The sequence below is a fragment of the Rhodococcus oxybenzonivorans genome, assembly GCF_003130705.1.
GTDB classification, from domain to species: Bacteria; Actinomycetota; Actinomycetes; order Mycobacteriales; family Mycobacteriaceae; genus Rhodococcus_F; species Rhodococcus_F oxybenzonivorans.
The window spans coordinates 4,086,896-4,110,491 of sequence record NZ_CP021354.1 but is presented as its reverse complement, the minus strand read 5'-3'; the positions used below and the strand labels follow the sequence as shown (position 1 = coordinate 4,110,491).

The following is a 23,596-nucleotide window of genomic DNA, read 5'->3' as shown; positions in this document are numbered from 1 at the left end:
TCGGGCTACTAGCCTGTGCGGATGCCTGTGACACAGCTTGAAGTCCCCGACCGCAGAGAGCTTGGTCGATGGGCCCCGTGGCTGGGTCTCACCACCAGTCTCGCTGCCGTGTTCATGCAACTCCTCGACGCCACGATCGTCAACGTCGCGCTGCCGAGCATCGCCGTCGAACTGGGCGCTTCGGTGTCTGCCCAGCTGCTGATGGTGAGCGTGTATACCCTCTCGTTCGCATGTTCGCTGATCACGGCCGCTCGGTTGGGTGATCTGCTCGGCAGGCGCCGGATCTTCCTCACCGCTCTGGCCGTGTTCGTTCTCGCATCCCTGCTCTGCGGGCTGGCACAGACGCCGATGGAATTGGTCCTGTCGCGGGCCGTGCAGGGCCTCGCTGCCGGATCGATGTCTGCCCAGACCTTCGCCATCATCTCGGGCCTGTTTCCCCAACGTGCCCACCCGCGGGTCTTCGGCATCTACAGGGCGACCATCGGGCTTGCGACGATCTCAGGTCCACTCGTCGGGGGCCTTCTCATCCAGTGGGATCTGCTCGGGTGGGGATGGCGCCTCATCTTCTTCGTCAACATCCCGCTCGGCATCGCCGCGCTGGTGCTCGGGTACTTCTATCTCGTCGACGCCAAGGCTGACGGTGTCCGGCGACTCGACGTGGGCGGCGCCGTCCTGTCGGCGGTGGGCCTCTTCCTGCTCATCTTCCCGCTGGCGGAGGGACGCGAGCGGGACTGGCCGACCTCGATCGTGGTGATGCTGGCCTGCTCGGTGCCGGTGCTCATCACCTTCGTCGTGTACGAGTGGCGTCTCGGGCGCCGGGGTGGCGACCCGGTGCTGCGGGTCGAACTGTTCGCCGATCGTGCGTTTTCGATCGGCGCCACCATCGCCTTCGTATTCTTCGGGACACTTACCTCGCTGATTTTCACCATCTCGCTGACGCTCCAGTTCGGCTTCGGATTCTCCCCGTTGCGGGCTGGGGTGATGACGTTGCCGTGGGCGCTGGGTACGGGTATCGCCGCGCTGGCGTCTTCGGTGGTCTACCGGCGAATCGGCAACCTCGTACTTCCGCTGGGCATGCTCCTGTTCGCGGGCTCGCTCGTCGTGCTGGCCGCGCAGTTACAGCACGAGGGAACCGATCCACGGTGGGGGGCCTTGGCTGGTCCGTTGTTCATGGGAGGTGCCGGGCTCGGGTTGTTCGTCGCCCCCCTGCAGACGGCGATCCTCGCCACTGTGCGACCCGACAATGCGGGCTCGGTGTCCGGGTTGCTCCCCACGGTCCAGCAGGTAGGCAGTTCCCTCGGCCTCGCAGTGATCGGGGTGGTGTTCTTCAACCTGGTGGCTACGCAGTCGTCGGAGGCTGTCCAGGCGGAGCGATCTTCCCTCACCGCGGAATTGGTACGAGTCGGTGTGCCGGCGCCCCTCGTTCCGCGGGCCGAGGAGACCTTCGTGCGGTGTGCCACGGACCAGCTCGGATCCACCTCGCCGATGAAGGTGCCTGACGACTGCCGGTCGCTCGGGCCGGGAAGCGCTACGGCCTGGGGTGCTTCGGGGCAGCAGATCGCAGATTCCGCCCTGGTCGCCGCCCGAGAATCCACGCGTGCGGCGGCGGGTGAGGCCTTCCTGCAGGCGGAGCGGCGCATCCTCTGGATCATCTCGGCGGTGGCCGCGGCAATCGGCGTGGCGTCGCTCACCCTTCCGCGGCGGAACCGGCAGGGCGAAGCAGAGTCAGGCGGTACGGCCCGACGTCGCCCACAATTCGGCGATACCGACGCCCACCCGGCCGAGGAGAGTGCGCACGAGGGGTAGACCGATCCCGATCACGCTCGACGGATCGCCGTCGATGCGCTCGACGAACCACCCACCGAGACTGTCGAGTGTGAACGCGCCCGCAACCTGCAGGGGCTCTCCCGTGGCGAGGTACGCCTCGAGGTCGGAGTCCTCAGGGCTCGCGAAGTGAACCACCGTGGCGCTCGACTCGTGGGCGTCGCCGATCACCGAGCCGTTCACCACCCGCAGAACACTGTGGCCGGTAAGCAGGGTCGCGCTACGGCCGGCCATGGACGCCCAGCGAGAGCGCGCAACTTCTACCGACCCGGGTTTGCCCTGCAACTCGCCGTCGAGCAGCAACATGGAGTCGCATCCGACCACCACGAAGTCGGAGAGGCCCTCGCTCGTCAGGCCGGGCAGCACATCCTTCGCCTTGGCGCGGGCCAGTTCGGTGACGACGTGCTCCGGGGACGCCTCGGCACCGAGTGCCGCGATGAGCGCGTCCTCGTCGACGCCGGACACCCGGACGATCGGCTCGACCCCGGCGCTGCGCAGCACAGCGAGCCGCGCCGGGGAGGCCGAGGCAAGTACGAACGCTGTCACAGTTGGCGCCTCACGACGACCGGCAGCGTCACCGTCAACGCGGGGATGCCGACACGTTCGGGAACGCGTACGGCGAGAAGGGCGCCACACTGCGGTGCATACGCGTGGGAGCACCCCAGGACTCCGGTGGCAGATGCGAATCGGGGTCTCCGCTGCCGCTGTTCGCGGCGGCCGTCAACACGATGACCAGGGCCGCGATCTCCTCGTCGGTGGGCGAGCCCTTGATTACCGTCACGAAGGGTTCGGTGGCGGTGGCTCCCGGTTCCGCACCCGGCAACAGCGCGGTGTCCGCGTCCGCGAGGGCGGCCTCGGCGGCGGAACCGTTGACCGACGTCCTCTCGGCCGCCGTGTCCGAACCGTTCTCCGTGCGCTCTTCAGTGAAAGCGGTCATAGGGGGATGTTCCCATGCTTCTTGGGCGGGAGGGTGACCATTTTGCGTTCGAGGAGGCGCAGGGCGGCCACGATCTGTCCGCGGGTGTGGGAGGGCGGGATGACGGCGTCGACGTAGCCGCGTTCGGCGGCGACGTAGGGGTTGACGAGGGTGTCTTCGTATTCGCGTTGCAGTTGCAGGCGCAGTGCGTCGACGTCGTCGCCGTTCTTCGCGGCCTCGAGGAGGCGTTTGCGGTAGACGAAGCCGACGGCGCCGGAGGCGCCCATGACGGCGATCTGGGCGGTGGGCCAGGCGAGGTTGACGTCGGCGCCCATGTGTTTGGAGCCCATCACGTCGTAGGCGCCGCCGTAGGCCTTGCGGGTGATCACGGTGATCTTCCCGACGGTGGCCTCACCGTAGGCGTAGAGCAGTTTCGCGCCGCGGCGGATGATGCCGTTGAATTCCTGGTCGGTGCCGGGCAGAAAGCCCGGGACGTCGACGAGGGTGATGATCGGGACGTTGAACGCGTCGCAGGTGCGCACGAAGCGGGCGGCTTTTTCGGAGGCGTCGATGTCGAGGCAGCCGGCGAAGACGGTGGGCTGGTTCGCGACGATCCCGACACTGCGGCCGTCGACGCGGCCGAAGCCGACGACGATGTTGCCGGCGCGTTCGGCCTGGACCTCGAGGAATTCGTCGTCGTCGAGGATCCGGCGGATCACCTCGTGCATGTCGTACGGTTGGTTCGCCGAGTCCGGGATCAGGGTGTCGAGTTCGAGGTCCTCGTCGGTGAGGAAGTCTTCGATGGCGCCGGGGATCGGGTCGGTGGGCTGGGTGCGGGGGGCGGCGGCCTGGTTGTTGCTGGGCAGATAGGACAGCAGGTCCTTGACGTAGTCCAATGCGTCTTGTTCGCCGGAGGCGACGTAGTGGGCGACGCCGGATTTGACCATGTGGGTGTGCGCGCCGCCCAAATCTTCCATGGTGACGTCTTCGCCGGTGACGGTTTTGATCACGTCGGGGCCGGTGACGAACATCTGGGAGGTTTTATCGACCATCACGACGAAGTCGGTGAGGGCGGGGGAGTAGACGTGGCCGCCGGCGGCGGGGCCCATGATCAGCGAGATCTGGGGGATCACGCCGGAGGCCTGGACGTTGCGGTGGAAGATTTCGCCGTACAACCCGAGGGAGACGACGCCTTCCTGGATGCGGGCGCCGGCGCCTTCGTTGATGCCGATCAGGGGGCGGCCGGTCTTGAGGGCGAGGTCCATGACCTTGACGATTTTTTCGCCGTAGATTTCGCCGAGGGAGCCGCCGAAGACGGTGGCGTCCTGGGAGAAGACGCACACGTCGCGGCCGTCGATGGTGCCGTAGCCGGTGACGACGCCGTCGCCGACGGGGCGGTTGTCGGCGAGGCCGAAGTTCACGCTGCGGTGGCGGGCGAGGGCGTCGAGTTCGACGAAGCTGCCGTCGTCCAACAATGCGGTGATGCGTTCGCGGGCGGTGAGCTTGCCCTTCGCGTGGACCTTCTCGACCGCTGCTTCACCGCTGGGGTGCTGCGCCTCGGCCTGACGATTACGCAGGTCGGCGAGCTTTCCCGCGGTCGTGTGAATATCGGGCGTGCTCGCCGACTCCGGCGCGCTCGGCTCCTGAACAGTGGTCATGACAGGTCAGCTTAAAGAGAGTGGCGGGGCCGTGGCCAAGGGAGGTGGGCGTCCGAACCCGGCTACTGACCAGTACATTTTCGGGCCCACCATAGGCTGGAGAAATGTGGACTGATCTGAACCGACCCCCGCTCGACGCCGACGCACTGCGTAAAGCCCTCGTCCGCGGCGACGGCGAAGGATCCGCCGGCGGCGATCCGCGCGCGTTCTGGTCGCGGCTGGACGTCGTGCAGGAGACCGGTTCCACCAACGCGGACCTCCTTGCGCGGGCTGCCCACGAGGACTGTGACCGGCACGTCCTGCTGGCCGAATTTCAGGGGAGCGGGCGTGGGCGCCACTCGCGCGCCTGGGTCAGCCCTCCCCAGGCGCAGATCGCAGTCTCCGCGCTGCTGACGATGCCCGGGATGAGCGTCGGCGACATGGGCTGGCTGCCGTTGCTGACCGGAGTTGCGGTGGTCGACGCGGTCCGCGCCGTCGCGAAGGTGCCCGCCGAGTTGAAGTGGCCGAACGACGTGCTGATCGACGGCCGCAAGGTGGCCGGAATTCTTGCCGAAGTGGCCACCACGACGCCTGATCCGGCGGTCGTCGTCGGAATCGGGATCAACGTCACCCTGGCCCGGGACGAGCTGCCTGTTCCACACGCGACGTCGTTGTTGCTCGAAGGCGCGGAGGTCACCGACCGGAACACGCTCGTGCGGGCGGTGCTGCGCGCCATCGCGGATCGGTGGCAGCAATGGCACGACACGAACTGGGACGTCACCGATCTCGCGGACGCCTACCGTGCCCGATGCGGCACACTCGGTCAGCGGGTGCGCGCCGAATTGCCCGGCGGCACCGAACTTCTCGGGATCGCGACGGACATCGACACCGAAGGGCGGGTGGTGATCGCGCCGGAGGGCCGAGCCGACACGGTAGCGGTCTCCGCCGGCGACATTACACATTTGCGTCCGGTGCGCAAGGAGTGATGCCACACTGTGGTACATGAGTACCTCGACTCCCGAATCGGCCGACCTCACCGTTCGGCGCACAATGACCGGTCTCACCGTGGTACTCGGACTGCTGACACTGGGTCTCGGGGTCGCGGTGCTGGTATGGCCGGACGTCACGCTCACCGTGGTCGCCGTCCTCATCGCCATCCAGTTCTTCGGTTTCGGTCTGGTTCAGATCATCCGGGCGTTTGCCGACGTCGACGCCGGCGGGGCCGCTCGAACGATCGTCGGCGTATCCGGTGCGCTCGCAATACTTCTGGCGTTCCTCGTGCTGCGGAGCCCCCTCCAGACGGTGGTGATCATCGCCCTCGTCGTCGGTGCGTGGTGGGTGTTCCGTGGCGTACTCGAGATTGTCGAGGGCGCGTCGGGAACTGCGGCGGACCGTGGCCTGAGCATCGTGCTCGGCGTCATCAGTGTCGTGGCCGGAGCGATCGTGCTGCTGCAACCCGAACTCTCGCTCGAGGTATTCGTCATCGTCGTCGGAGTATGGATGGTGCTGTACGGCATCGTCATCGTCATCACCCCGATCGTGCTGAGCCGTATGCGGTGAGGGCAGACTCTTCCGTATGGGATACCCCGAGGATGCCCTCGCCGACGACGAGGAACTCTTACTCCATCGTCATCCGCACTGGAAGATGTTGCTGCTGCCTGCCGTCACCCTGGTAGCGGCAACGGCTGTTGCCGGATTCGCGCTCGGCTTCGCCGGGAACAAACTCGACGGGTCGTCGCTGAACGTCGCAATGATCGTGGTGGTCGCGCTCTGGCTTGCGGTCGTGACCTGGCGATGCCTGGCACCGTTCCTCAGCTGGAAGTCCACACACTTCATCGCCACCGACCGTCGGGTACTCATCCGGCACGGCGTGCTGACCCACACAGGCATCGACATTCCGATGGGACGAATCAGCAACGTCCAGTTCCGGCACGGCCTGCTCGACCGGATGCTGCGTACCGGCACACTGGTCATCGTCTCGTCCTCCGACGACCCCCTCGAGTTCGACGACATTCCCGACGTACAGCGTGTCCACTCGCTCCTGTACCACCAGGTGTTCGACGCGATGGATCTGCACCGTGGTCGCGAGCGCGAAGACCCTCGCGGGGACGTCGATCCCGGCAAAGGCTGGTAACCGGTCACAGCTGTTCGCGCATCTCCGTACCCTGTGTAGGTGACTGCCGTATTGCTTGCCGAAGATGACGAAGCCATTGCCGCCCCGCTGTCGCGGGCACTGGGTCGGGAGGGATACGACGTCACCATCGAGCACACGGGGCCGGCGGCGTTGGAACAGGCGCTCGATGGTGCGTACGACCTGTTGATCCTCGACCTCGGATTACCGGGAATGGACGGTCTCGAGGTCTGCCGGCAAGTCCGCGCCCACAGTTCGGACCTGGCGGTGCTCATGCTCACCGCCCGCACCGACGAAGTGGATTTCGTCGTCGGTCTCGACGCCGGCGCCGATGACTATGTCGGCAAACCGTTTCGGCTGGCGGAGCTGATGGCGCGGGTCCGTGCCCTCCTGCGTCGCCGCGGCGGCGGCGAGGATTCCGTCGTCGAGGTCGGGGGCATCCGTCTCGAACCTGCCGCCCGGCGAGTAATGGTGAACGGCGCCGAAATCGCGCTGGCCAACAAGGAGTACGAGCTGCTTCGGGTCCTGCTCGAGCATGCGGGACAGGTGGTCTCGCGCGACACCATCCTCGCGGAGGTGTGGGGCGACGTCGAACTGCGAGGGTCCAAGACGCTGGACATGCACATGTCGTGGCTGCGCCGAAAGATCGGTGACGAGGGGCCCGCCGCCGAACGTCGGATCGCGACGGTCCGCGGCGTCGGTTTCCGGATCAACACCGACTAGGCCGGTTCGTGCGCCGCAGAATTCTCCAGTCGATCCTCGCTGTCGTCATCCTCACGGCGTTACTGCTCGGTGTCCCGCTGATCTACACCGCCTGGTTGTGGGTGGAGGACTTCACCCGCAGTGACCTCCAAATCCGCCTCGACCGGATGGCGACGGAAATCATCGCTCAAGAAGGTGCGGACGGTGTGGTGGAGGGGGTCCTCGACATCGATTCGCTGCGTCTTCTGACCCCGTCGGACGGCCGGTTGGTGGTGGTATATCCGACCCCCGACGACGGCGCCGCCCGCGTCGATATCGGGGAACCCGTCGTCCCCTCACCGCTGGTCGAGTCCCTGGCGATGGGCACGTCCGGTTCCCTGCGCCTCGAGGTTCCGTCCGACGAGATGCGCACTCAGCAACGCCAGGCGGTGGGCGCCGTGGCGCTGCTGGTCCTGGTGTCGGTCGCAGCCGGAACCGTGGTCGCGGTCGTCACGGCCAACCGGCTCGCCGACCCGCTGCGGGACGTGGCCGGCCGCGCTGCCCGTCTCGCCGAGGGCGATTTTCGCCCGGACAGTCGTCGCCACGGCATTCCCGAACTGGACAGGGTGTCCGATGTCCTCGATTCCGCCACCGTCGAGATCGCCGGCAGGCTGCAGCGTGAGCACGCCCTCGTCGCCGATGTGTCCCACCAGTTGCGCAGCCGCCTGACCGCTGTGCGCCTGCGCCTCGACGAACTGTCGGAGCACTCCGACCCCGCCGTCGTGGTCGAAGCGGACGAGGCGATGGCGCAGGTGGACCGCCTCACCGTCGCGATCGACGAACTGGTGCGCTCCTCGCGCAACAGCGGTACCGAAAACCACGTTTCCGTGATCCGGGAACTCGGCGTCGTCATCGCCGACTGGAAACGGCCTTTCGAGGATGCCTCCCGCGACCTGGTGCTGCGCGGTGATGCCACGGTGATGGCGTCGACCACGGGCTCACGGCTGCGTGAGGCCGTCGCGGTGCTCGTCGACAATGCCCTCATGCACGGCGCCGGTACCTGCACTGTCGCGGTGCGGCTGATTCACGGGCAGACGCTCAGGGCGGCGGGTCCGGATGCTTCCATCCGCGAAGCGACGGTGTGCGTGGAGGTCTCCGACGAAGGCGACGGGGTGAGCAACGACCTCGCGCCGCATATCTTCGACCGCGGGTTCTCCGGGGCCGGATCCACCGGAGTCGGGCTCGCGCTGGCCAGGGCGCTGATAGAGGCCGACGGGGGCCGGCTCGAGTTGCAGCGGCGCCGGCCGGCGTTGTTCGCGATCTTCGTCCCGGTCGCGCGGGAGCACGTGCCGACCCGGGTGGCCGGGATCAGGGAGCCACGGTAGGAGCGCGCCCTCGGCTCAAGCGTGGCCGATTTCTTCCTCGGCGGCCTCGTCGACCAGATCTGGATCGATGCGGACGGTCTGTTCCGGGAAGGCGAACCGGCGCAGCGCCCAGAACCGGAAGACCATCTGCAGAAGATTCCCGATGATGTAGTTGAGCACGAAGTCGACGATCACCAGAGTGGTGAGATTTTCCTGGTTGGCACGGATATCGAAGACGTTGTTGGCGGTCCACAAGGGTGCAGCGGCGATGAGAACTCCGATGCCGCTGATGGTGAAGAACAGCAACGCCTCGTGGTGGCGCTCGCGTCCACCGCGATTCTTGAAGGACCATTCGCGGTTGAGGATGTAGCTCAGCACTGTCGCCAGGACGCCGGAAAGAACCTTCGCGACGACCGGCTTCTCTTCCAGGATCGTGAGGCTGAGCGAGTAGAAGATGGCCAGGTCGAACACCATGGTGGTGCCGCCGACGATGGCGAACTTGATCAGCTCGTGATGCCGCAACGCGAGAGCCCGGAAAGGCTGGGGTACGCGTGCGAGGACACCATCGACGAATGACACAACGGAGAAGTTTACGAAAGCAGGACGCAATACCACTAACTGGCGGTGAAATCATCAGGAGAATCACAGAAACTGACGTGCTGCCACCTCGGCGCGGGGACCCGGCACCGGACGTGACAAACTTATGACCCGTGACCGGCAACTCTGACTCCTCACCGCGTCCCACGACACCCCGCGATCTGCACGCCGGGCAACCCGTCGTGACGATGATCGGCGGTGGCCAACTCGCGCGGATGACGCACCAGGCCGCGATTGCGCTCGGCCAGACGCTGCGCGTGCTCTCGGGTGCGCTCGACGAACCTGCCGCGCAGGTGAGCCCCGACGTCGTTCTCGGCAGCCACACCGACCTCAACGCGCTGCGTGAGGCGGCAGTCGGTTCGCATGCGCTGACCTTCGACCACGAGCACGTCCCGACCGAGCACCTCGACGTCCTCGTCGCCGAGGGTGTCAATGTGCAGCCGCCGCCGCAGGCTCTGGTGTATGCGCAGGACAAGCTGGCGATGCGGCGCAAGCTCGGCGAGCTCGGTGCGCCCGTCCCGGCCTTCGCCGAAGTGACGTGGGCCGAGGACGTCGTGAAGTTCGGCGCGCAGCACGGATGGCCGCTTGTGATCAAGGCCGTCCGCGGCGGATACGACGGCCGGGGTGTCTGGATCACTGACGATTCGGACGAAGCCGAGCGCATCGTCACACAGCAACTCGACAACGGTGTCGCCCTCCTCGTGGAGGAGAAGGTCGACATGCGCCGCGAGCTGTCGGCGATGGTGGCACGGTCACCGTTCGGCCAGGGGGCCACGTGGCCGGTCGTGGAAACCGTTCAGCGGCACGGCCAGTGCGCCGTCGTCCTGGCTCCGGCTCCGCAGCTGCCCCAGTCACTCGCTGCAGCGGCAGAGGGACTGGCGTTGCGGCTCGCCTCCGAACTCGGTGTGGTGGGCGCCATGGCGGTAGAGCTCTTCGAAACCTCCGACGGCACCCTCATGGTCAACGAACTGGCGATGCGCCCGCACAACTCGGGCCACTGGACCATGGACGGCGCCCGCACTTCGCAGTTCGAGCAGCATCTGCGTGCCGTCCTCGACTATCCCCTCGGTGATACCGCGCCGATCGCGCCGCTCACCGTCATGGCGAACGTCCTCGGGGCGTCCACCGCTCCGGAGATGAGCATGGACGAACGGGTCCACCACCTGTTTGCGCGGATGCCCGACGCCAAGGTGCACCTCTACGGCAAGGGCGAACGCAAGGACCGCAAGATCGGCCACGTCAACATCGTGGGCGGCCCCGGGTCCGTCGACGACCCCGAGTACGTGGCCGCGGTGCGCGAGCGGGCCGAGCGGGCGGCGCATTGGCTTTCACACGCGGAATGGACCGACGGATGGGATGTACACGGTGAGTGAATCGGCAGCACAGCAGGGCGCGCAGGTCGGGCTCATCATGGGCAGCGACTCCGACTGGCCCACCATGGAAGCCGCCGCCGAGGCCCTCGCGGAGTTCGGTGTCCGGTTCGAGGTCGGTGTGGTCTCCGCCCACCGCACACCGCAGCGGATGCTCGATTACGCGAAGTCCGCTGCCGGTCGCGGCATCAAGGTGATCATCGCCGGTGCCGGCGGCGCGGCCCATCTGCCCGGCATGGTCGCCTCGGCAACCCCACTGCCCGTCATCGGTGTGCCGGTTCCGTTGAAGTACCTCGACGGCATGGATTCCCTGCTCTCGATCGTGCAGATGCCTGCGGGCGTTCCCGTTGCGACGGTCTCCATCGGGGGGGCCCGTAATGCGGGTCTGCTCGCCGTCCGCATCCTCGGTGCCGCCGACCCCACCCTGCAACGGCAGATGGCCGCGTTCCAGGACGGGCTCGAATCGATGGTGCTCGACAAGGACAAAGCCCTGCGCGAGAAGCTCCTCGGCTGAGTTCGTACTGAGCCGCCACTATGTGGTTCTGGGTGGCCGAAGCGGCCTTCGATGGGCAAGGAGTGGCGGCTGAGTGCACTGTCAGCGCCGACTGCGCCGACGCACCGCAGTGACGATCTCGTCGGCGATCACATCGGGATGCGCCAGGACGTCGTAGGCCGCGAAGCGGAGCACCATCCACCCCTCCCGGACAATCCAATTTTGACGCCGTCGGTCGTTCCGGAACACCTTCGGCTCGCTGAGGAATTCGCGGCCGTCGACCTCGACGACGATCCGCGCCTGCTCATCGACGAAATCACCCGAGTACGGACCGATCGGGTGGTTGGCCTCGAGAGGACAACCGCGGAGGCTGAGCTCTCTACCGAGTACCCGCTCGGGTTCCGACGCGGCGCGGAGGGCCGCATGGCGTAGAAGTAGCCGTGCTGCGGGTGCGCCGTGCCGACCGCGGTGGGTGACGCAGAGGTCCCGGAATTCGTCGGGATCGACGCTTCGGTTGAGTTCGGCGTCGACAAGCGACGCGACGTCGCGCTCTGGCATGACGACGGCGCAGTCGAAGAGCGCTTGAGCAGACGAGACCACAGGGAGCAGCGACACCATCGATACCGACGGTGCCGGGAGGTCGCGGCGGTACAGCCGTAACCAGTCCGGGGGCGTCACCCGGAGCGCCCTGGGGATCGTCGCCTCGAATACCACTGGCTCGGGTAACCACCCGTACAGCCAGGCTGCTGTGCGGTGACTCAGGACCCCGTCCCGGCGCCACTCGGACACCGCGGCGCACCGGATATACGTGTCGGGTTCGACGATGGGTCACTCCTGCGCGCGAACTGGGACTTCCGGTTGGTCTGTGGATGGGCGTGATGTTGTGGATGAAGCTCGCCGCAAGCACCTATCCTCCACGGATGAGACGCAGTCGTGGGATCGCGGTCATCCGTGCGTCACGGGGGAATGCACAGTCGGCGGCGATCACCCGCTTGGCGTTGGTGTATGGGCGGGCGTGGGGTGGACGGATTGCCTTCGACGAAGAGTTCGGCATCTTCGTGTGCAGCGACATGAGGGGCGGCTTCGCGCGTGGGGGCACCACCATCGGTGGCGCGTTCCTCACGGGCCGGATGCCGGCGCGACCGCTACTGCGACACGAGTCGGTGCATGCCGACCAGTGGGCGAGCTACGGGTGGACCTTCGCGCTGCGGTACCTGTTCGAGGAGTTACGCCACCCCGGGAGGCGCAACAGATTCGAGATCGCCGCGGGACTGGCGGACGGTGGCTACCGCGTCAGCTGACGCGTGATTTTCTCGGTATCGATCCGCCGCGCGTGAGCCGACGGGTCGGCGTTGGCCACCTGCACCAGCGACGCGCCGGCCGTGAAGACGGCGATCAGCCCGGCGATCAGTGCATCGGGCGAATTCCAATCGGCATCGGACGACACCCGATCCGTCGACGTGATTCCCTGCGCTTCGGCCGACGCTCGTGCGGCCTCGAGAACGTCGTCCACGCCGGCCCCGGCGAGCGCCGGTCCGGCAACGGTCGGCCGGAACTGGTCGCCGTGGACGCGGACGGAGGTGGCGTAGTCGGTAATGCCGACCGGGAGATCGGGGACGGGGCGTCCGAATGCGTCGAGAGAAAGCACCGCGACCTCAGGTACGTCGTCGACGTCGTCGAGACGGTCCACCGAGACAAGTGCGACTTCCGCCCGCTCGTCGGGCTCGAGGACGACCTCGGCCCCGGCCCACCAGGCACCGAGGAGAACTGCGGCGGTCTGCCAGTGCGCGGGCAGCAGCACGCACACCCGTGCTCCCGGTTCGAGGGCGAACTCGTCCCGCAGCAGATTGGCGGTCTTCGCCGCCCAGTTGGTCAGGGTGAGCGCGGAGAGTTCGACCCGTTCGCCGGTGGCGTCGTCGTAGAACGTCACTCGTGGGCCCGCCGGGTCGCTCGCCAGGATGGGGTCGAGAAGGGCGTCGGTCAGCGTGCGGGAGGCATGGTTCATGGACACAGTTCGTTTCTCGTTCTCTAGTTCACGCAGCGCGGGCCGGAGGAGCCGGCGTCGATGGGCGGGCCGGACGGTGCCGGAGTGGGCGAGGTGCCTGCCGCGGAGGACGTGCCGGCGGTCTCGGTCGTTCCGCTCGTGGCGGTGGTCTCCGCGGAGGTCGGGCCGTTGTAATCGTCGGACAGCACCACGCGAACCGAGCCTTCGGGCAGAGACGAATCGGTGTCGGTGGGCAGCCCCCCGAGTGCCGATGCAACCGCCTTGGCGCTGTCGTCGTCCGCGGAGTGGGCGAAGACCGTGGTGGAACTCACCGAGGTGCCGGTGTAGTTACCCACCTCACCCTGTACGTAGCCCAGCGCGGTGAGCGCATCGGAGACACCGGTGGCGAGGCCCCCGATGTCGCTGGCGTTCGCGACATCCACGGTGACAGTGGACGCGTCGATGTTCGGTGTGGTGGTGGACGTGTCGTCCGAGTCGCTCGGTTCTTCACCGACGAGACCTGCCACATACTTCTTCACGGCCTTCGGATCGACCTCGACGATGGACTCGCCGTAGTCGGTCATGCCGTTGAGATCGGCCACCGGAATGGTGTCGAATTGCACCTTGCCACCGGCAAGATCCTGGAGTTGGGTGGCGAATTCGATGATGTCCCAGTCGTCGTCGAGGACGACGGAACGCTGGACCGCAGCGCTCAGTTCGTTCAGCTTGCCCGGATCGCTGAGAGTTTTCGCGGACAGAACCTTGCCGACGAGCGACGCCATGAACACCTGCTGGCGCACGATGCGGTCGAGGTCTCCACGGGGAAGGTCGTGGCGTTGCCGGACGAAGCTCAACGCGTCGGCGCCCTTCAGTGACTGCTCACCAGCGGGGAAATGTGCCCCGGACATGTCCTCGTCCACCGGCTCGTTGAGGCACACGTCGACGCCGCCCACCGCGTTGGTCAGGAGGACGAATCCGAGCAACCCGACCTCGGCGTAGTGGTCGACGGTGATGCCGGTCAAATCCGCGACCGATTTGATGAGTGCCTCCCGGCCGGACTCCGTCGACTGCTCCTCGGCCTCCTCATCGGTCGCGCCGCCCTCGACGAGCTTCAACCGCTCCGTTTCCTTGGTGGCGCCGTATGCCGCATTGATCTTGGATTTGCCGATTCCCGGAACGTTGACGTAGGAGTCGCGGGGGATGGAAATGGCGGTGGCGGAACTGCCGTCGTTCGGGACGCGGATCAGGACGATGGTGTCGGTATTGGACGCCACCTCCTCGCCGGCCCGCAGTGAATCTAGTTCCTCCTGGGACAACGGGTTGCCGTGCGCATCTGTGCGGCTGTCCGTACCCACCATGAGGATGTCGACGGCGCCGTCGGCGCTTCCGCCGAGTCCGAGACCGCCCGCCGTCGCCAGATTGTTCCGCAACGAATCGATGCTCCGCCACGCGAAGCCCGTGACGACGAGTGCGAGCACCGACAGCACGGCCGCCGCGATGTGGACGGGATGCCGGCGCGTCCTCGGGGGGTCGCCCGGAACGGGTTGCTCGTGTGACACGCAAACCAGGCTACTGGTCGGCGCGTTCGGAGTCGGGACGCGGCGATCGGCGTGCCAGACTGACCGCGTGACGGAAATGCTGGTGACCGGTGCCCGGGGACAACTGGGCAGACACCTTGTCCGATGCGCGGAGGCGGCAGGAATCGCGGTGCGCGGCGTGGGATCGGACGAACTCGACATCACCGACCGCGGCGCCGTGGACGCGCAGGTGGAGAGCGGATCGGTCGTGATCAACTGTGCTGCGTACACCGCAGTGGACGCCGCCGAATCCGACGAGGCGACGGCACTCGCCGTCAACGAGCGAGGCCCGGCGAATCTCGCGGCGGCGTGTGCCCGTGCGGGTGCGCGGCTGGTGCACATCTCCACCGACTACGTGTTCGCCGGCCAGGCGGACACGCCGTACGAGGTGGATTCTCCGACCGGGCCGGCGACAGCGTATGGGCGCACCAAACTGGCGGGTGAGCGCGCTGTACACGCAGCGCTTCCCACCGCCCACGTCGTGCGGACCGCATGGGTCTACAGCGGTGCGGGTGCCGATTTCGTGGCCACCATGCTCCGCCTCGAACGTGAGCGCGACACGATCGACGTGGTGAACGATCAGGTGGGTTCGCCCACCTTCGCCGGGGACCTCGCGGCTGCCCTCCTGGAACTGGTACTCCGCACCGATGTCACGGTCCCGGTGCTGCATGCCACCAACGCAGGGAAGGCCAGCTGGTACGACCTCGCCCGGGCGGTTTTCGAGGAGGCAGGGGCCGACCCGGAGCGGGTTCGCCCATGCTCGAGTACGCAGTTCGTGCGCCCCGCCCCGCGCCCGGCGTTCTCTGTTCTGTCACAGAACGCCTGGGTAGGCGCAGGGCTCACACCTATGCGGCCGTGGCGTGACGCCTTGCGCGCAGCGCTGACAACGGTCGTGTGAGGCGGAGCGCGCCGGAACGGCTACGCTTGCCCGCGTGAGTTCGAAGCTGGCCGTGGTGACGGTGACCTATTCGCCAGGCGAGCATCTGGAGCATTTCCTGGACACTCTCGCCGAGGCGACGAAAGAAGAGCCGCAGGTCGTGATGGCCGACAACGGTTCGACGGACGGCGCTCCCGAGGCTGCGGACAAGGCGTACGACCATGTGCGTCTGTTACGCACCGGCGGGAACATCGGTTACGGCGGTGCCGTCAACCGGGCTGTGGCGGAGATCGACGAAGAGATCGAGTTCGTCGTCGTGGCCAATCCGGATGTTCGGTGGGCGCCCGGATCGATCGACGTTCTTCTCGCGGCTGCGGAGCGGTGGCCACGGGCGGGAGCCCTCGGTCCCCTCGTGCTCGAACCCGACGGAAGCGTGTATCCCTCGGCGCGCCAGGTGCCCGACCTGGTGTCGGGGGCAGGGCACGCGGTATTGGGCACGGTGTGGCCGTCCAATCCCTGGACCGCCGGTTACCGCCAGGAGAACGAGTCACTCAGCGAGCGCGCGGTCGGCTGGTTGTCCGGTTCATGCCTGCTGATGCGCCGGGCGGCATTCGATTCGATCAACGGTTTCGACTCCCGCTACTTCATGTACATGGAGGATGTCGATCTCGGTGACCGGCTGGGCAAGGCGGGGTGGCTCAACGTCTACGTCCCGTCCGCCGAGGTCACGCACGCCAAGGGGCATGCAGCCGGGAAGCATCCAGAGTTGATGTTGCCCGCCCATCACCAAAGTGCCTATCGCTTCCAGGCAGACCGGCACCCGCATTGGTGGCAGGCGCCGTTGCGGTGGGCCCTCCGGGGAGGATTGGCGGTGCGGTCGAGGTTGGCGGTGGCCGCGGCAGTGCGCGAACGACACAAGAATGACCAACGAGGGGGCGACGTCCGATGACAGGTGAACAGAAGACCGATGCAGTGGTGCTGGTGGGGGGCAAGGGCACTCGGCTTCGCCCGCTGACCTTGTCGGCGCCCAAGCCGATGCTGCCGACGGCAGGTCTGCCGTTCCTCACCCACCTGCTCGCGCGTATCGCGGCGGCGGGAATCAACCACGTCGTCCTGGGCACGTCCTTCAAAGCGGAGGTGTTCGAAGAATACTTCGGTGACGGGTCGAAGCTGGGTCTCGAGATCGACTACGTCACGGAGACCGAGCCGCTCGGAACCGGTGGCGGCATCCGCAACGTGCTCCCGAAACTGCGCGGTGAGAACACCATGGTGTTCAACGGTGACGTGCTCGGTGGCACCGATCTCGGCGGGATCCTCGAGACACACCGAACCACCGAAGCCGACGTCACACTGCACCTCGTGCGGGTGGGCGATCCGCGGGCGTTCGGTTGCGTTCCCACCGACGCAGACGGACGCGTCACGGCGTTCCTCGAGAAGACTCAGGACCCGCCGACAGACCAGATCAACGCTGGCTGCTACGTGTTCAAGCGCGACATCATCGAACAGATCCCGTCGGGACGGCCGGTGTCGGTGGAGCGCGAGGTCTTCCCGGCTCTGCTGGCGGACGGCGCCCGAGTTTACGGGCACGTGGACTCGTCGTACTGGCGTGACATGGGCACTCCGGAGGACTTCGTCCGCGGCTCGGCGGACCTCGTCCGGGGCATTGCCCCCTCGCCGGCACTCGACGGGCCCCGCGGCGAATCCCTGGTTCACCCAGGAGCGGGTGTCGCCCCGGGTGCCTTGCTGATCGGCGGCACCGTGGTCGGCCGAGGGGCCGAGGTCGGGGCGGGTGCACGCCTCGACGGCGCCGTGCTGTTCGACGGTGCGGTCGTCGAGGCAGGGGCGACCGTGGAACGGTCCATCATCGGTTTCGGTGCGCGCATCGGTCCGCGGGCTCTGGTCCGCGATGCGGTGATCGGCGATGGAGCCGACATCGGTGCCCGGTGTGAGCTGTTGCGTGGGGCGCGGGTGTGGCCGGGTGTGACGCTTCCCGACGGCGGAGTGCGGTTCAGCACCGACGTGTGAAAGGCGTAGGCACACAGGATTACTGCGCCGCCTGGCGCAGGTAGTCCTGCTCAGCGCAGCCCGGCGAGATGGACCAGGTGGTCGATCGTCGACTTCTCCGCGGCGGGCGGCAGTGCGTCCACCGGCCACCAGCGCAGGTCTGTGGATTCGGAACTGCGCACGATGTGTGCGTCGGGCCGGGCCCGTACGAGGAAGCGCAGATCGAGATGCCGGGTCGGCTGTCCCAGTGAACAGGTGATGGGATGTGTGTGCGCCGAAAGCAATTCGGGGTCGATCCGTAGATCCGGAATACCCGACTCTTCGCAGGCCTCGCGCAGGGCCGCGTCGACGACGGTCTCGTCGGTGGCCTCGCAGTGCCCGCCCAACTGGATCCACCGGCCGACACGGGGATGCAATGTGAGGAGGACGTGGCATCCGCCTTCGTCCAGCACCAGCGACGACGCCGTGATGTGACCCGGGGCGTACTCGCGGAGACAGCCGAGGGGTGCGGAACCGAGGAACGCAAGCATGGTGTGGCGTAGCGATTCGTCGTTCTCGCTCCCTGTTTTCCAGGACTCGAGTACCTCGGTCGCAGACCGGTGCAGAGATTCGGCGCTCATGTCGCGGCGATCACCGTTCGAGAAGGGCGTCGGCGGGGTCGGGGACATCTCGCGGCGCGAGCGGCTCCAGGGGATGGCCGATCGCGACGGCACCGAGAGGCTGCCAGTCGGCGGGCAATTCCAGGACGCTGCGCACGACGTCGGCGGCGAAAATTGTCGAGCCGATCCAGCAACTGCCGATCCCCTTGACGGCCAAGGAGACGAGCAATCCCTGCACAGCCGCGCCGACGGCCACGGTGAACATCGTGGATTCGGCCGTTTGCCTGCGCGCGTCGGGATAGCTGTGGGCGCCGTCGGGAACACAGAAGGGGATGACGACCTCGGGGGCGTCGAACAGAATGTTCCCCCGCGCCACCCGGGCTTCGACGGTCGCCGCGTCCATGCCGTCGGAGGTGAGGTCGGCCCGCCACTGATCCCGCATGCGGGACAACAGTTCGTCCCGGATCGCGCGGGTCCGGATCCAGACGAACCTGACCGGGCGAGTGTGGTGCGGCGCAGGAGCGGTGAGCGCTTCTGAGATCGATGCGCGAACGGCGTCGGCGTCGACAGGCTCGTCGGAGAACTGCCGGATCGAGCGCCGCAGCAGAAGGGCCTCGGATCGGCCCTGAGCCAGCGATTCGGCGGTGCCGAGCCAGAACAAGTCTTCCGGTCCGCGCCGGATCAGATCCGCCCCGCGGGATCCGTCGTCGCCGACGTCGAGGCCACGCACGACAGCGACGGGCACGCCGCCGAGCTTTCCCTTCACGAGATCGCCTGCTGCGGCGATCTCGTCGGCGATCGCCACTTCGGTGACGATCAGCTCGTTGCCCTGGCCGTCGCGGGCCCCGGCATACGCGTGCAGGACGGGAAGACCGGCCGCACCGATCGCGGCATCGATCTGACCATTACGCCACGCCCGTCCCATCGTGTCGGTGACGACGACAGCGACAGTGACACCGAGGGCGGCCTTGATCGCGTCCCGGAGACCACGAGCGCTGCGGTCCGGATCCTCGGGCAGAAGAGCGAGTTCGGACCCCTCGACGTTCGAACCGTCGATCCCCGAGGCTGCTTGGACGATCCCGAGGCGATTCTCGGTGATCAGTGTGCGTCCCTTCCGGGCGACGATGCGGACGGCTTCCTGTTCGACGAGGCGCCGCCGGGCTGCGTCTCGTTCGTCGGGATCGGTGGGGGAGGCGACGATGCGGCCCTCCACCTTGGAGAACACCTTGCTGGTGACCACCAGCACGTCGCCGTCGCGAAGCCACGATGCCGCCGCAACCACGGCGGCGGCGAGATTGTCGCCGGGGCGGAACTCGGGCAGACCGAGGACCGGCAGGATTTCGAGCGGGCCGCCCGGTGCGTGATCGTTCACAGCGGCACCCCTGCCACGTCCAGAGCGGCCCGGACCATTGCCGCGGTCGCGTCGGGGTCGGTCATGATCAACGGCACACTCCGGACCTCGACCCCAGGTACGTCGGCGGTGTCGGTGTCGTGGACCAGCCAGCCGTCAAGAATTCCTGTCCCGCTGCGCGCCCCGTAGAAGCGTCCGATCGCCTCCGCCGACGTCTCGACCCCGAGGACGTCCAGGCATTCGTCCGCCATGCCGCGCAACGGCTTTCCGCCGATGATCGGGGAGACTCCGACCACCTTCGCGGCGGTCGTGCGCAAGGCCCCGCGAATACCCGGGACGGCGAGGATCGCCCCGATGCTGACCACCGGATTCGACGGGGCGAGCAGGACGATGTCCGCGGACTCGATCGCCTCCACCACTCCGGGGGCAGGCTTCGCCTGCTCGGCGCCGATGTGCGCGAAACTGTGTGTCGGGACCTGGGCGCGGTGCCGGACCCACCATTCCTGGAAGTGGATTGCGCGCTGCTCACCGTCTTCCGGATCCGTGATGACGACATGCGTCTCACTGCGGTCGTCGGTGACCGGCAACAGGGCGACACCCGGCTGCCAGCGATTGCACAGGGCCTCGGTCACAGCCGACAACGGGTACCCCGTGCGCAGCATCTGGCTGCGAATCAGGTGTGTGGCGATGTCGCGGTCGCCCAGACCGAACCAATCGGGTTTGGCACCGTACGCCGCAAGTTCCTCCTTGGCGTTCCAGGTCTCTCCCGCATGACCCCATCCACGCTCGGTGTCGATGCCGCCGCCGAGGGTGTACATGCAGGTGTCCAGGTCGGGGCAGATGCGCAGGCCGTGCATCCACACGTCGTCACCGACATTGACGACAGCGGTGATCCGAGGGGTGGGAGAGTCGTCCTCCTGCGCCCCGTCGGTGCCGAGGAGTCTGCGTACGCCTTGCAGGAATCGAGCCCCACCGACTCCGCCAACCAATACAGTCACGTTCACGAAGCAAAGCCTAGGCGGTGCTCCGAGGGAGGCGATCGGCCGCTTCCCCCCGCGATTTCGAGCGCGAAATAGTAATGGACATTTTGGGCTTAGCTTGACCGCGACACGCTGGGCGTGTCTAATCACAAATATGTCATTCCGACGTTGTGGGCGTGGAATCGCTTGCAGCGGGGATCAATTCGAACAGTTGTTCGAACGGATGGCAGGGGTGTTCGGTTCGGGGTACGTGAACGATCGAAATTTTCTGCGCTATCACAGGTGAGGAGGCGGAGCGATGCCCAATGAGCAGGTCGAGTCGGAGACTCGCTGGAGCACAGTAAGCGACGAACCGCAGACCAATTCCGAAGCAGGCGCAGCAGACGGCGTCTGTGTTCAAGAAGTCTGTGTGCAAGAAGACAAAGTAAGTGAGGATCCGGTGCGACAACTCGTCGCGCAGGAGATCGAGACGACGGGCACTCGCCCGGCGTTGAGCGTGGTGACGGGTTTCGACCATCTTTTCGAGACCATCGAGGATCAGTGGCAGGAACGCGCGCTGTGCGCGCAGACCGATCCTGAGGCCTTCTTCCCGGAAAAGGGCGGCTCCACGCGGGAAGCGAAGCGAATCTGCTTGGGCTGTGAAGTCAAGGACGAGTGCCTGGACTACGCGTTGGCCAACGACGAGCGGTTCGGCATCTGGGGTGGCCTGTCGGAGCGCGAGCGCCGTCGGCTCAAGCGGGGGATCGTCTAGTCAGTCCTCCTCGCCCGGCAAATCGGGGTCGATGATCTCTGGTTCGACGCCGAGGTAGGTGCTCACCTGCTGTACGAGCACGTCGTGCACCAGGTCTGTCAAATCGTCCGGGTCTTTAGCACGCTGTTCGAGCGGACGGCGGAACAGGACGACCCGCGCGCGGGTAGCGGTGCCGTGCCGGTCGATGCCTGCGGGTATCAGCCGCGACAGCGGCACCGGTCCGTCCGCCACGACCTCCGGCGGCCAGTTCACCGAATCGGGATCGAGCGCATGAATTTTCGGGACCTCGTCTACGGCGATGTCCAGCTTTGTGAGGCGCTCACGCCACTGTGCGTCGATCGGCGCAAACGCTTCGAGCACCACGAGATCGAATTTCTCCGCCCGACTGCGCCGTGCGGGCGCGTCGGGCGGGAACACCGACCCGCGAATTCCGCGTCCCCGACGGTCGACTGATCGGGTGGTCACCGGACGCCTGCGTCGTGCTCTGGACATGGACTGGACATTACGACAGCCGCACACTCTCGGTGTGTCCGAGTAGGTGCCGGGCCTCCGTGGGCTAGGCTCGCTAGCTGTGAGATCTCTGCGTCGATGCTGCCGCCCCGGGTGCAAGAACCCCGCTGTCGCGACGCTCACGTACGTCTATTCGGATTCCACCGCTGTCGTGGGTCCTCTGGCCACCGTCGACGAGCCTCATTCCTGGGATCTGTGCGACACCCACGCTTCGCGGATCACCGCACCGAAGGGGTGGGAACTGGTCCGGTACGAGGGCGGATTCTCCTCGAGCACGCCGGACGAGGATGATCTGACCGCGTTGGCGGAGGCCGTGCGCGAGGCTGGGTTGGGCGAGCGCGGGCGTTCCGAACGAGCCGCCTCCGCCGAGGAACGTGCCGACACCGGCATGCACACTCCACCGGTCCGAACCGGTCGCCGTGGTCACCTGCGGGTTCTTCCCGACCCGGCCAACTGACTTCCCGCTCGTCCGTCCTTGGCGTGAGCGCCGTCTCGCGGTTGCCGGGACGTGTCCGCGCCGGGCAGGCATTAGGCTGGCGCCAGCACTGGTGCTCGTAAAGGAGAAAACAGAAGTGGCGCGATCAGCCGAGTCCGTACATGCCGTGATCAAGGCTTACGACGTGCGTGGTGTGGTCGGTGAACTCATCGATGCCGCGTTCGTTCAGGATGTCGGCGGCGCCTTCGCGCGACTCGTGCGCGACGACGGGGCGAAAAAGGTGGTCGTCGGCCACGATATGCGGGCATCCTCCCCGGACCTCGTGAAGGCGTTCGCCCACGGTGTCACCGCGCAGGGTGTCGACGTGGTTCTCATCGGCCTGGCGTCGACCGACCAGTTGTATTTCGCGTCGGGGTTGTTCGACTGCCCGGGTGCGATGTTCACTGCGAGCCACAATCCCGCCGAGTACAACGGGATCAAACTCTGCCGTGCCGGAGCCAAGCCGGTCGGTCAGGAGACCGGCCTGGCGACGATCGCCGCGGAGGTGATCGAGGGAGTTCCCGAGTTCGACGGCGCGCCCGGCGCGGTGACGGACGAGGACGTACTCGAGCGGTACGCGAGCTTCGTCCGCGGCCTCGTCAATCTCGCCGACATGCGACCTTTGAAGGTCGCGGTCGACGCGGGGAACGGGATGGGCGGGCACACTGTGCCTGCCGTGCTCGAGCCCATGCCGGTGACCTTGGAACCGCTGTTCTTCGAACTCGACGGCACGTTCCCCAACCACGAGGCGAATCCGCTCGACCCCGCCAATCTGGTCGATCTGCAGGATCATGTGCGGAAGACGGGTGCCGACATCGGTCTGGCATTCGACGGTGACGCCGACCGCTGCTTCGTCGTGGACGAGCTGGGAAATCCCGTTTCGCCGTCGGCGGTGACGGCCCTCGTCGCCGAGCGGGAGCTGGCAAAGGAGCCCGGCGCCACCATCATCCACAACCTCATCACGTCGCGGGCGGTCCCGGAACTGGTCACCGAGCTGGGCGGGTCGCCGGTGCGCACAAGGGTCGGCCATTCCTTCATCAAGCAACAGATGGCGGAAACCGGTGCGGTCTTCGGTGGTGAGCACTCCGCGCACTATTACTTCCGCTCGTTCTGGGGCGCCGACTCGGGGATGCTGGCGGGACTGCACGTACTCGCTGCGCTGGGGGAGCAGGAGCGTCCGTTGTCCGAGCTGATGGCCAAGTACGAGCGGTACGCGGCCTCCGGGGAAATCAACTCCACCGTCGCCGACGCTGCGGAGCGCACCGCTGCAGTCGTGTCTGCGTTCGCCGATCGCACCACGGGTGTCGACCGGCTCGATGGCGTGACCGTCGATCTGGCCGGCCGCGCCTGGTTCAATTTGCGGGCGTCCAATACCGAACCGCTGCTACGGCTCAACGTGGAAGCGCCCACGGCGGAAGACGTAGACGCACTCGTTACCGAGATACTGGGCATCGTCCGATCCTGACTGCCATAGT

General features: G+C 66.8%; 26 protein-coding genes. 15 read left to right on the top strand and 11 right to left on the bottom strand.

Features of this window, described 5'->3' with window-relative positions; all coding sequences use genetic code 11:
* Positions 1–21: 21 nt before the first annotated feature.
* Positions 22–1,806, top strand: coding sequence for an MFS transporter (locus CBI38_RS19410; protein WP_109331322.1), 1,785 nt, complete (start codon positions 22–24; stop codon positions 1,804–1,806).
* On the opposite strand, the gene CBI38_RS19405 is transcribed toward CBI38_RS19410, so the two are convergent.
* From CBI38_RS19405 to CBI38_RS19395, 3 genes are read right to left on the bottom strand one after another with little or no spacing between them, the layout of a single operon-like run.
* Entirely contained in the window at positions 1,726–2,370 is a 645-nt protein-coding gene (locus CBI38_RS19405) for a Maf family protein (protein WP_109331321.1), read from the bottom strand. The two genes, CBI38_RS19410 and CBI38_RS19405, sit on opposite strands and share 81 nt — an antisense overlap.
* Before the next feature lie 34 nt (positions 2,371–2,404).
* On the bottom strand, positions 2,405–2,761 hold the full coding sequence (locus CBI38_RS19400; protein WP_109331319.1) for an acyl-CoA carboxylase subunit epsilon: 357 nt from the start codon (positions 2,759–2,761) through the stop codon (positions 2,405–2,407).
* Positions 2,758–4,398, bottom strand: a complete 1,641-nt coding sequence (locus CBI38_RS19395) for an acyl-CoA carboxylase subunit beta (RefSeq protein ID WP_109331314.1) — start codon at positions 4,396–4,398, stop codon at positions 2,758–2,760. The genes CBI38_RS19400 and CBI38_RS19395 overlap by 4 nt, the downstream gene beginning before the upstream one ends.
* 104 nt (positions 4,399–4,502) lie before the next feature.
* Here CBI38_RS19395 and CBI38_RS19390 point away from each other — a divergent pair, with 104 nt between their 5' ends.
* From CBI38_RS19390 to CBI38_RS19370, 5 genes are read left to right on the top strand one after another with little or no spacing between them, the layout of a single operon-like run.
* Complete coding sequence (locus tag CBI38_RS19390) at positions 4,503–5,363, top strand: biotin--[acetyl-CoA-carboxylase] ligase (RefSeq protein ID WP_109331313.1); 861 nt, start codon at positions 4,503–4,505, stop codon at positions 5,361–5,363.
* 16 nt (positions 5,364–5,379) lie between these two features.
* The gene (locus CBI38_RS19385) at positions 5,380–5,937 is read left to right on the top strand and encodes an HdeD family acid-resistance protein (protein ID WP_109331312.1); all 558 of its coding nucleotides are present in this window, start codon (positions 5,380–5,382) and stop codon (positions 5,935–5,937) included.
* 16 nt (positions 5,938–5,953) lie between these two features.
* Positions 5,954–6,511 (top strand): PH domain-containing protein, encoded by a 558-nt coding sequence (locus CBI38_RS19380; protein ID WP_109331310.1) that lies wholly within the window; start codon positions 5,954–5,956, stop codon positions 6,509–6,511.
* 39 nt (positions 6,512–6,550) lie between these two features.
* Entirely contained in the window at positions 6,551–7,231 is a 681-nt protein-coding gene (locus CBI38_RS19375; protein WP_109331309.1) for a response regulator transcription factor, read from the top strand.
* A gap of 8 nt (positions 7,232–7,239) precedes the next feature.
* A complete protein-coding gene (locus CBI38_RS19370; RefSeq protein WP_109331308.1) occupies positions 7,240–8,574 on the top strand; it encodes a sensor histidine kinase in 1,335 nt (444 codons plus the stop codon).
* A 15-nt stretch (positions 8,575–8,589) separates the two neighbouring features.
* On the opposite strand, the gene CBI38_RS19365 is transcribed toward CBI38_RS19370, so the two are convergent.
* Positions 8,590–9,132, bottom strand: a complete 543-nt coding sequence (locus CBI38_RS19365) for a GtrA family protein (RefSeq protein WP_109331307.1) — start codon at positions 9,130–9,132, stop codon at positions 8,590–8,592.
* 131 nt (positions 9,133–9,263) lie between these two features.
* Here CBI38_RS19365 and CBI38_RS19360 point away from each other — a divergent pair, with 131 nt between their 5' ends.
* Positions 9,264–10,523, top strand: a complete 1,260-nt coding sequence (locus tag CBI38_RS19360) for a 5-(carboxyamino)imidazole ribonucleotide synthase (protein WP_109331306.1) — start codon at positions 9,264–9,266, stop codon at positions 10,521–10,523.
* Positions 10,507–11,034 (top strand): 5-(carboxyamino)imidazole ribonucleotide mutase, encoded by a 528-nt coding sequence (gene purE, locus CBI38_RS19355; protein ID WP_109331293.1) that lies wholly within the window; start codon positions 10,507–10,509, stop codon positions 11,032–11,034. Before CBI38_RS19360 ends, purE begins: the two co-directional genes overlap by 17 nt.
* A gap of 81 nt (positions 11,035–11,115) precedes the next feature.
* Here the strand turns inward: purE and CBI38_RS19350 are convergent, their stop codons facing one another.
* On the bottom strand, positions 11,116–11,802 hold the full coding sequence (locus CBI38_RS19350) for an endonuclease domain-containing protein (RefSeq protein WP_230989886.1): 687 nt from the start codon (positions 11,800–11,802) through the stop codon (positions 11,116–11,118).
* Positions 11,803–11,933: 131 nt separating this feature from the next.
* On the opposite strand from CBI38_RS19350, the gene CBI38_RS19345 reads away from it, so the two are divergent.
* Positions 11,934–12,314, top strand: a complete 381-nt coding sequence (locus CBI38_RS19345; protein WP_204164977.1) for a hypothetical protein — start codon at positions 11,934–11,936, stop codon at positions 12,312–12,314.
* Here the strand turns inward: CBI38_RS19345 and CBI38_RS19340 are convergent.
* The gene (locus CBI38_RS19340; protein WP_109331290.1) at positions 12,299–13,018 is read right to left on the bottom strand and encodes a TIGR03089 family protein; all 720 of its coding nucleotides are present in this window, start codon (positions 13,016–13,018) and stop codon (positions 12,299–12,301) included. The genes CBI38_RS19345 and CBI38_RS19340 overlap by 16 nt on opposite strands.
* Positions 13,019–13,041: 23 nt before the next feature.
* Positions 13,042–14,556: an LCP family protein gene (locus CBI38_RS19335; RefSeq protein WP_472515498.1), complete on the bottom strand. Its 1,515-nt coding sequence runs from the start codon at positions 14,554–14,556 to the stop codon at positions 13,042–13,044.
* Positions 14,557–14,623: 67 nt separating this feature from the next.
* On the opposite strand from CBI38_RS19335, the gene rfbD reads away from it, so the two are divergent.
* From rfbD to manB, 3 genes are read left to right on the top strand one after another with little or no spacing between them, the layout of a single operon-like run.
* Positions 14,624–15,472 carry a dTDP-4-dehydrorhamnose reductase gene (gene rfbD, locus CBI38_RS19330; protein ID WP_109331289.1) on the top strand — a complete coding sequence of 283 codons (849 nt, stop codon included), beginning with the start codon at positions 14,624–14,626 and terminating at the stop codon, positions 15,470–15,472.
* Between the two features lie 34 nt (positions 15,473–15,506).
* Positions 15,507–16,400, top strand: coding sequence for a glycosyltransferase family 2 protein (locus CBI38_RS19325; protein ID WP_109331288.1), 894 nt, complete (start codon positions 15,507–15,509; stop codon positions 16,398–16,400).
* Complete coding sequence (gene manB, locus CBI38_RS19320; protein ID WP_109331287.1) at positions 16,397–17,476, top strand: mannose-1-phosphate guanylyltransferase; 1,080 nt, start codon at positions 16,397–16,399, stop codon at positions 17,474–17,476. Before CBI38_RS19325 ends, manB begins: the two co-directional genes overlap by 4 nt.
* 50 nt (positions 17,477–17,526) lie before the next feature.
* Here the strand turns inward: manB and CBI38_RS19315 are convergent, their stop codons facing one another.
* From CBI38_RS19315 to cofD, 3 genes are read right to left on the bottom strand one after another with little or no spacing between them, the layout of a single operon-like run.
* Positions 17,527–18,075, bottom strand: a complete 549-nt coding sequence (locus CBI38_RS19315) for an NUDIX hydrolase (RefSeq protein WP_109335206.1) — start codon at positions 18,073–18,075, stop codon at positions 17,527–17,529.
* Between the two features lie 10 nt (positions 18,076–18,085).
* Complete coding sequence (locus CBI38_RS19310; protein WP_109331285.1) at positions 18,086–19,426, bottom strand: coenzyme F420-0:L-glutamate ligase; 1,341 nt, start codon at positions 19,424–19,426, stop codon at positions 18,086–18,088.
* Positions 19,423–20,409: a 2-phospho-L-lactate transferase gene (gene cofD / locus CBI38_RS19305; RefSeq protein ID WP_109331283.1), complete on the bottom strand. Its 987-nt coding sequence runs from the start codon at positions 20,407–20,409 to the stop codon at positions 19,423–19,425. Before cofD ends, CBI38_RS19310 begins: the two co-directional genes overlap by 4 nt.
* Positions 20,410–20,875: 466 nt before the next feature.
* On the opposite strand from cofD, the gene CBI38_RS19300 reads away from it, so the two are divergent.
* A complete protein-coding gene (locus CBI38_RS19300) occupies positions 20,876–21,136 on the top strand; it encodes a WhiB family transcriptional regulator (protein ID WP_201453656.1) in 261 nt (86 codons plus the stop codon).
* Here CBI38_RS19300 and CBI38_RS19295 read toward each other — a convergent pair whose 3' ends face one another.
* Positions 21,137–21,628 (bottom strand): metallopeptidase family protein, encoded by a 492-nt coding sequence (locus tag CBI38_RS19295; protein WP_201453459.1) that lies wholly within the window; start codon positions 21,626–21,628, stop codon positions 21,137–21,139.
* Between the two features lie 79 nt (positions 21,629–21,707).
* Here CBI38_RS19295 and CBI38_RS19290 point away from each other — a divergent pair, with 79 nt between their 5' ends.
* Both CBI38_RS19290 and CBI38_RS19285 read left to right on the top strand, forming a co-directional pair.
* The gene (locus CBI38_RS19290) at positions 21,708–22,103 is read left to right on the top strand and encodes a DUF3499 domain-containing protein (protein ID WP_109331273.1); all 396 of its coding nucleotides are present in this window, start codon (positions 21,708–21,710) and stop codon (positions 22,101–22,103) included.
* Positions 22,104–22,218: 115 nt separating this feature from the next.
* Entirely contained in the window at positions 22,219–23,586 is a 1,368-nt protein-coding gene (locus tag CBI38_RS19285; protein ID WP_109331272.1) for a phosphomannomutase/phosphoglucomutase, read from the top strand.
* The last annotated feature ends 10 nt before the right edge of the window (positions 23,587–23,596 follow it).

Bases quoted from the DNA above. Each gene is read 5' to 3' on its own strand.
- CBI38_RS19315 (WP_109335206.1), bottom strand. From the start codon at position 18,075: ATGAGCGCCGAATCTCTGCACCGGTCTGCGACCGAGGTACTCGAGTCC.
- CBI38_RS19380 (WP_109331310.1), top strand. From the start codon at position 5,954: ATGGGATACCCCGAGGATGCCCTCGCCGACGACGAGGAACTCTTACTC.
- CBI38_RS19400 (WP_109331319.1), bottom strand. From the start codon at position 2,761: ATGACCGCTTTCACTGAAGAGCGCACGGAGAACGGTTCGGACACGGCG.
- CBI38_RS19345 (WP_204164977.1), top strand. From the start codon at position 11,934: ATGAGACGCAGTCGTGGGATCGCGGTCATCCGTGCGTCACGGGGGAAT.
- CBI38_RS19395 (WP_109331314.1), bottom strand. From the start codon at position 4,398: ATGACCACTGTTCAGGAGCCGAGCGCGCCGGAGTCGGCGAGCACGCCC.
- CBI38_RS19390 (WP_109331313.1), top strand. From the start codon at position 4,503: ATGTGGACTGATCTGAACCGACCCCCGCTCGACGCCGACGCACTGCGT.
- CBI38_RS19410 (WP_109331322.1), top strand. From the start codon at position 22: ATGCCTGTGACACAGCTTGAAGTCCCCGACCGCAGAGAGCTTGGTCGA.
- CBI38_RS19295 (WP_201453459.1), bottom strand. From the start codon at position 21,628: ATGTCCAGAGCACGACGCAGGCGTCCGGTGACCACCCGATCAGTCGAC.
- purE (WP_109331293.1), top strand. From the start codon at position 10,507: ATGTACACGGTGAGTGAATCGGCAGCACAGCAGGGCGCGCAGGTCGGG.
- CBI38_RS19385 (WP_109331312.1), top strand. From the start codon at position 5,380: ATGAGTACCTCGACTCCCGAATCGGCCGACCTCACCGTTCGGCGCACA.
- manB (WP_109331287.1), top strand. From the start codon at position 16,397: ATGACAGGTGAACAGAAGACCGATGCAGTGGTGCTGGTGGGGGGCAAG.
- CBI38_RS19340 (WP_109331290.1), bottom strand. From the start codon at position 13,018: ATGAACCATGCCTCCCGCACGCTGACCGACGCCCTTCTCGACCCCATC.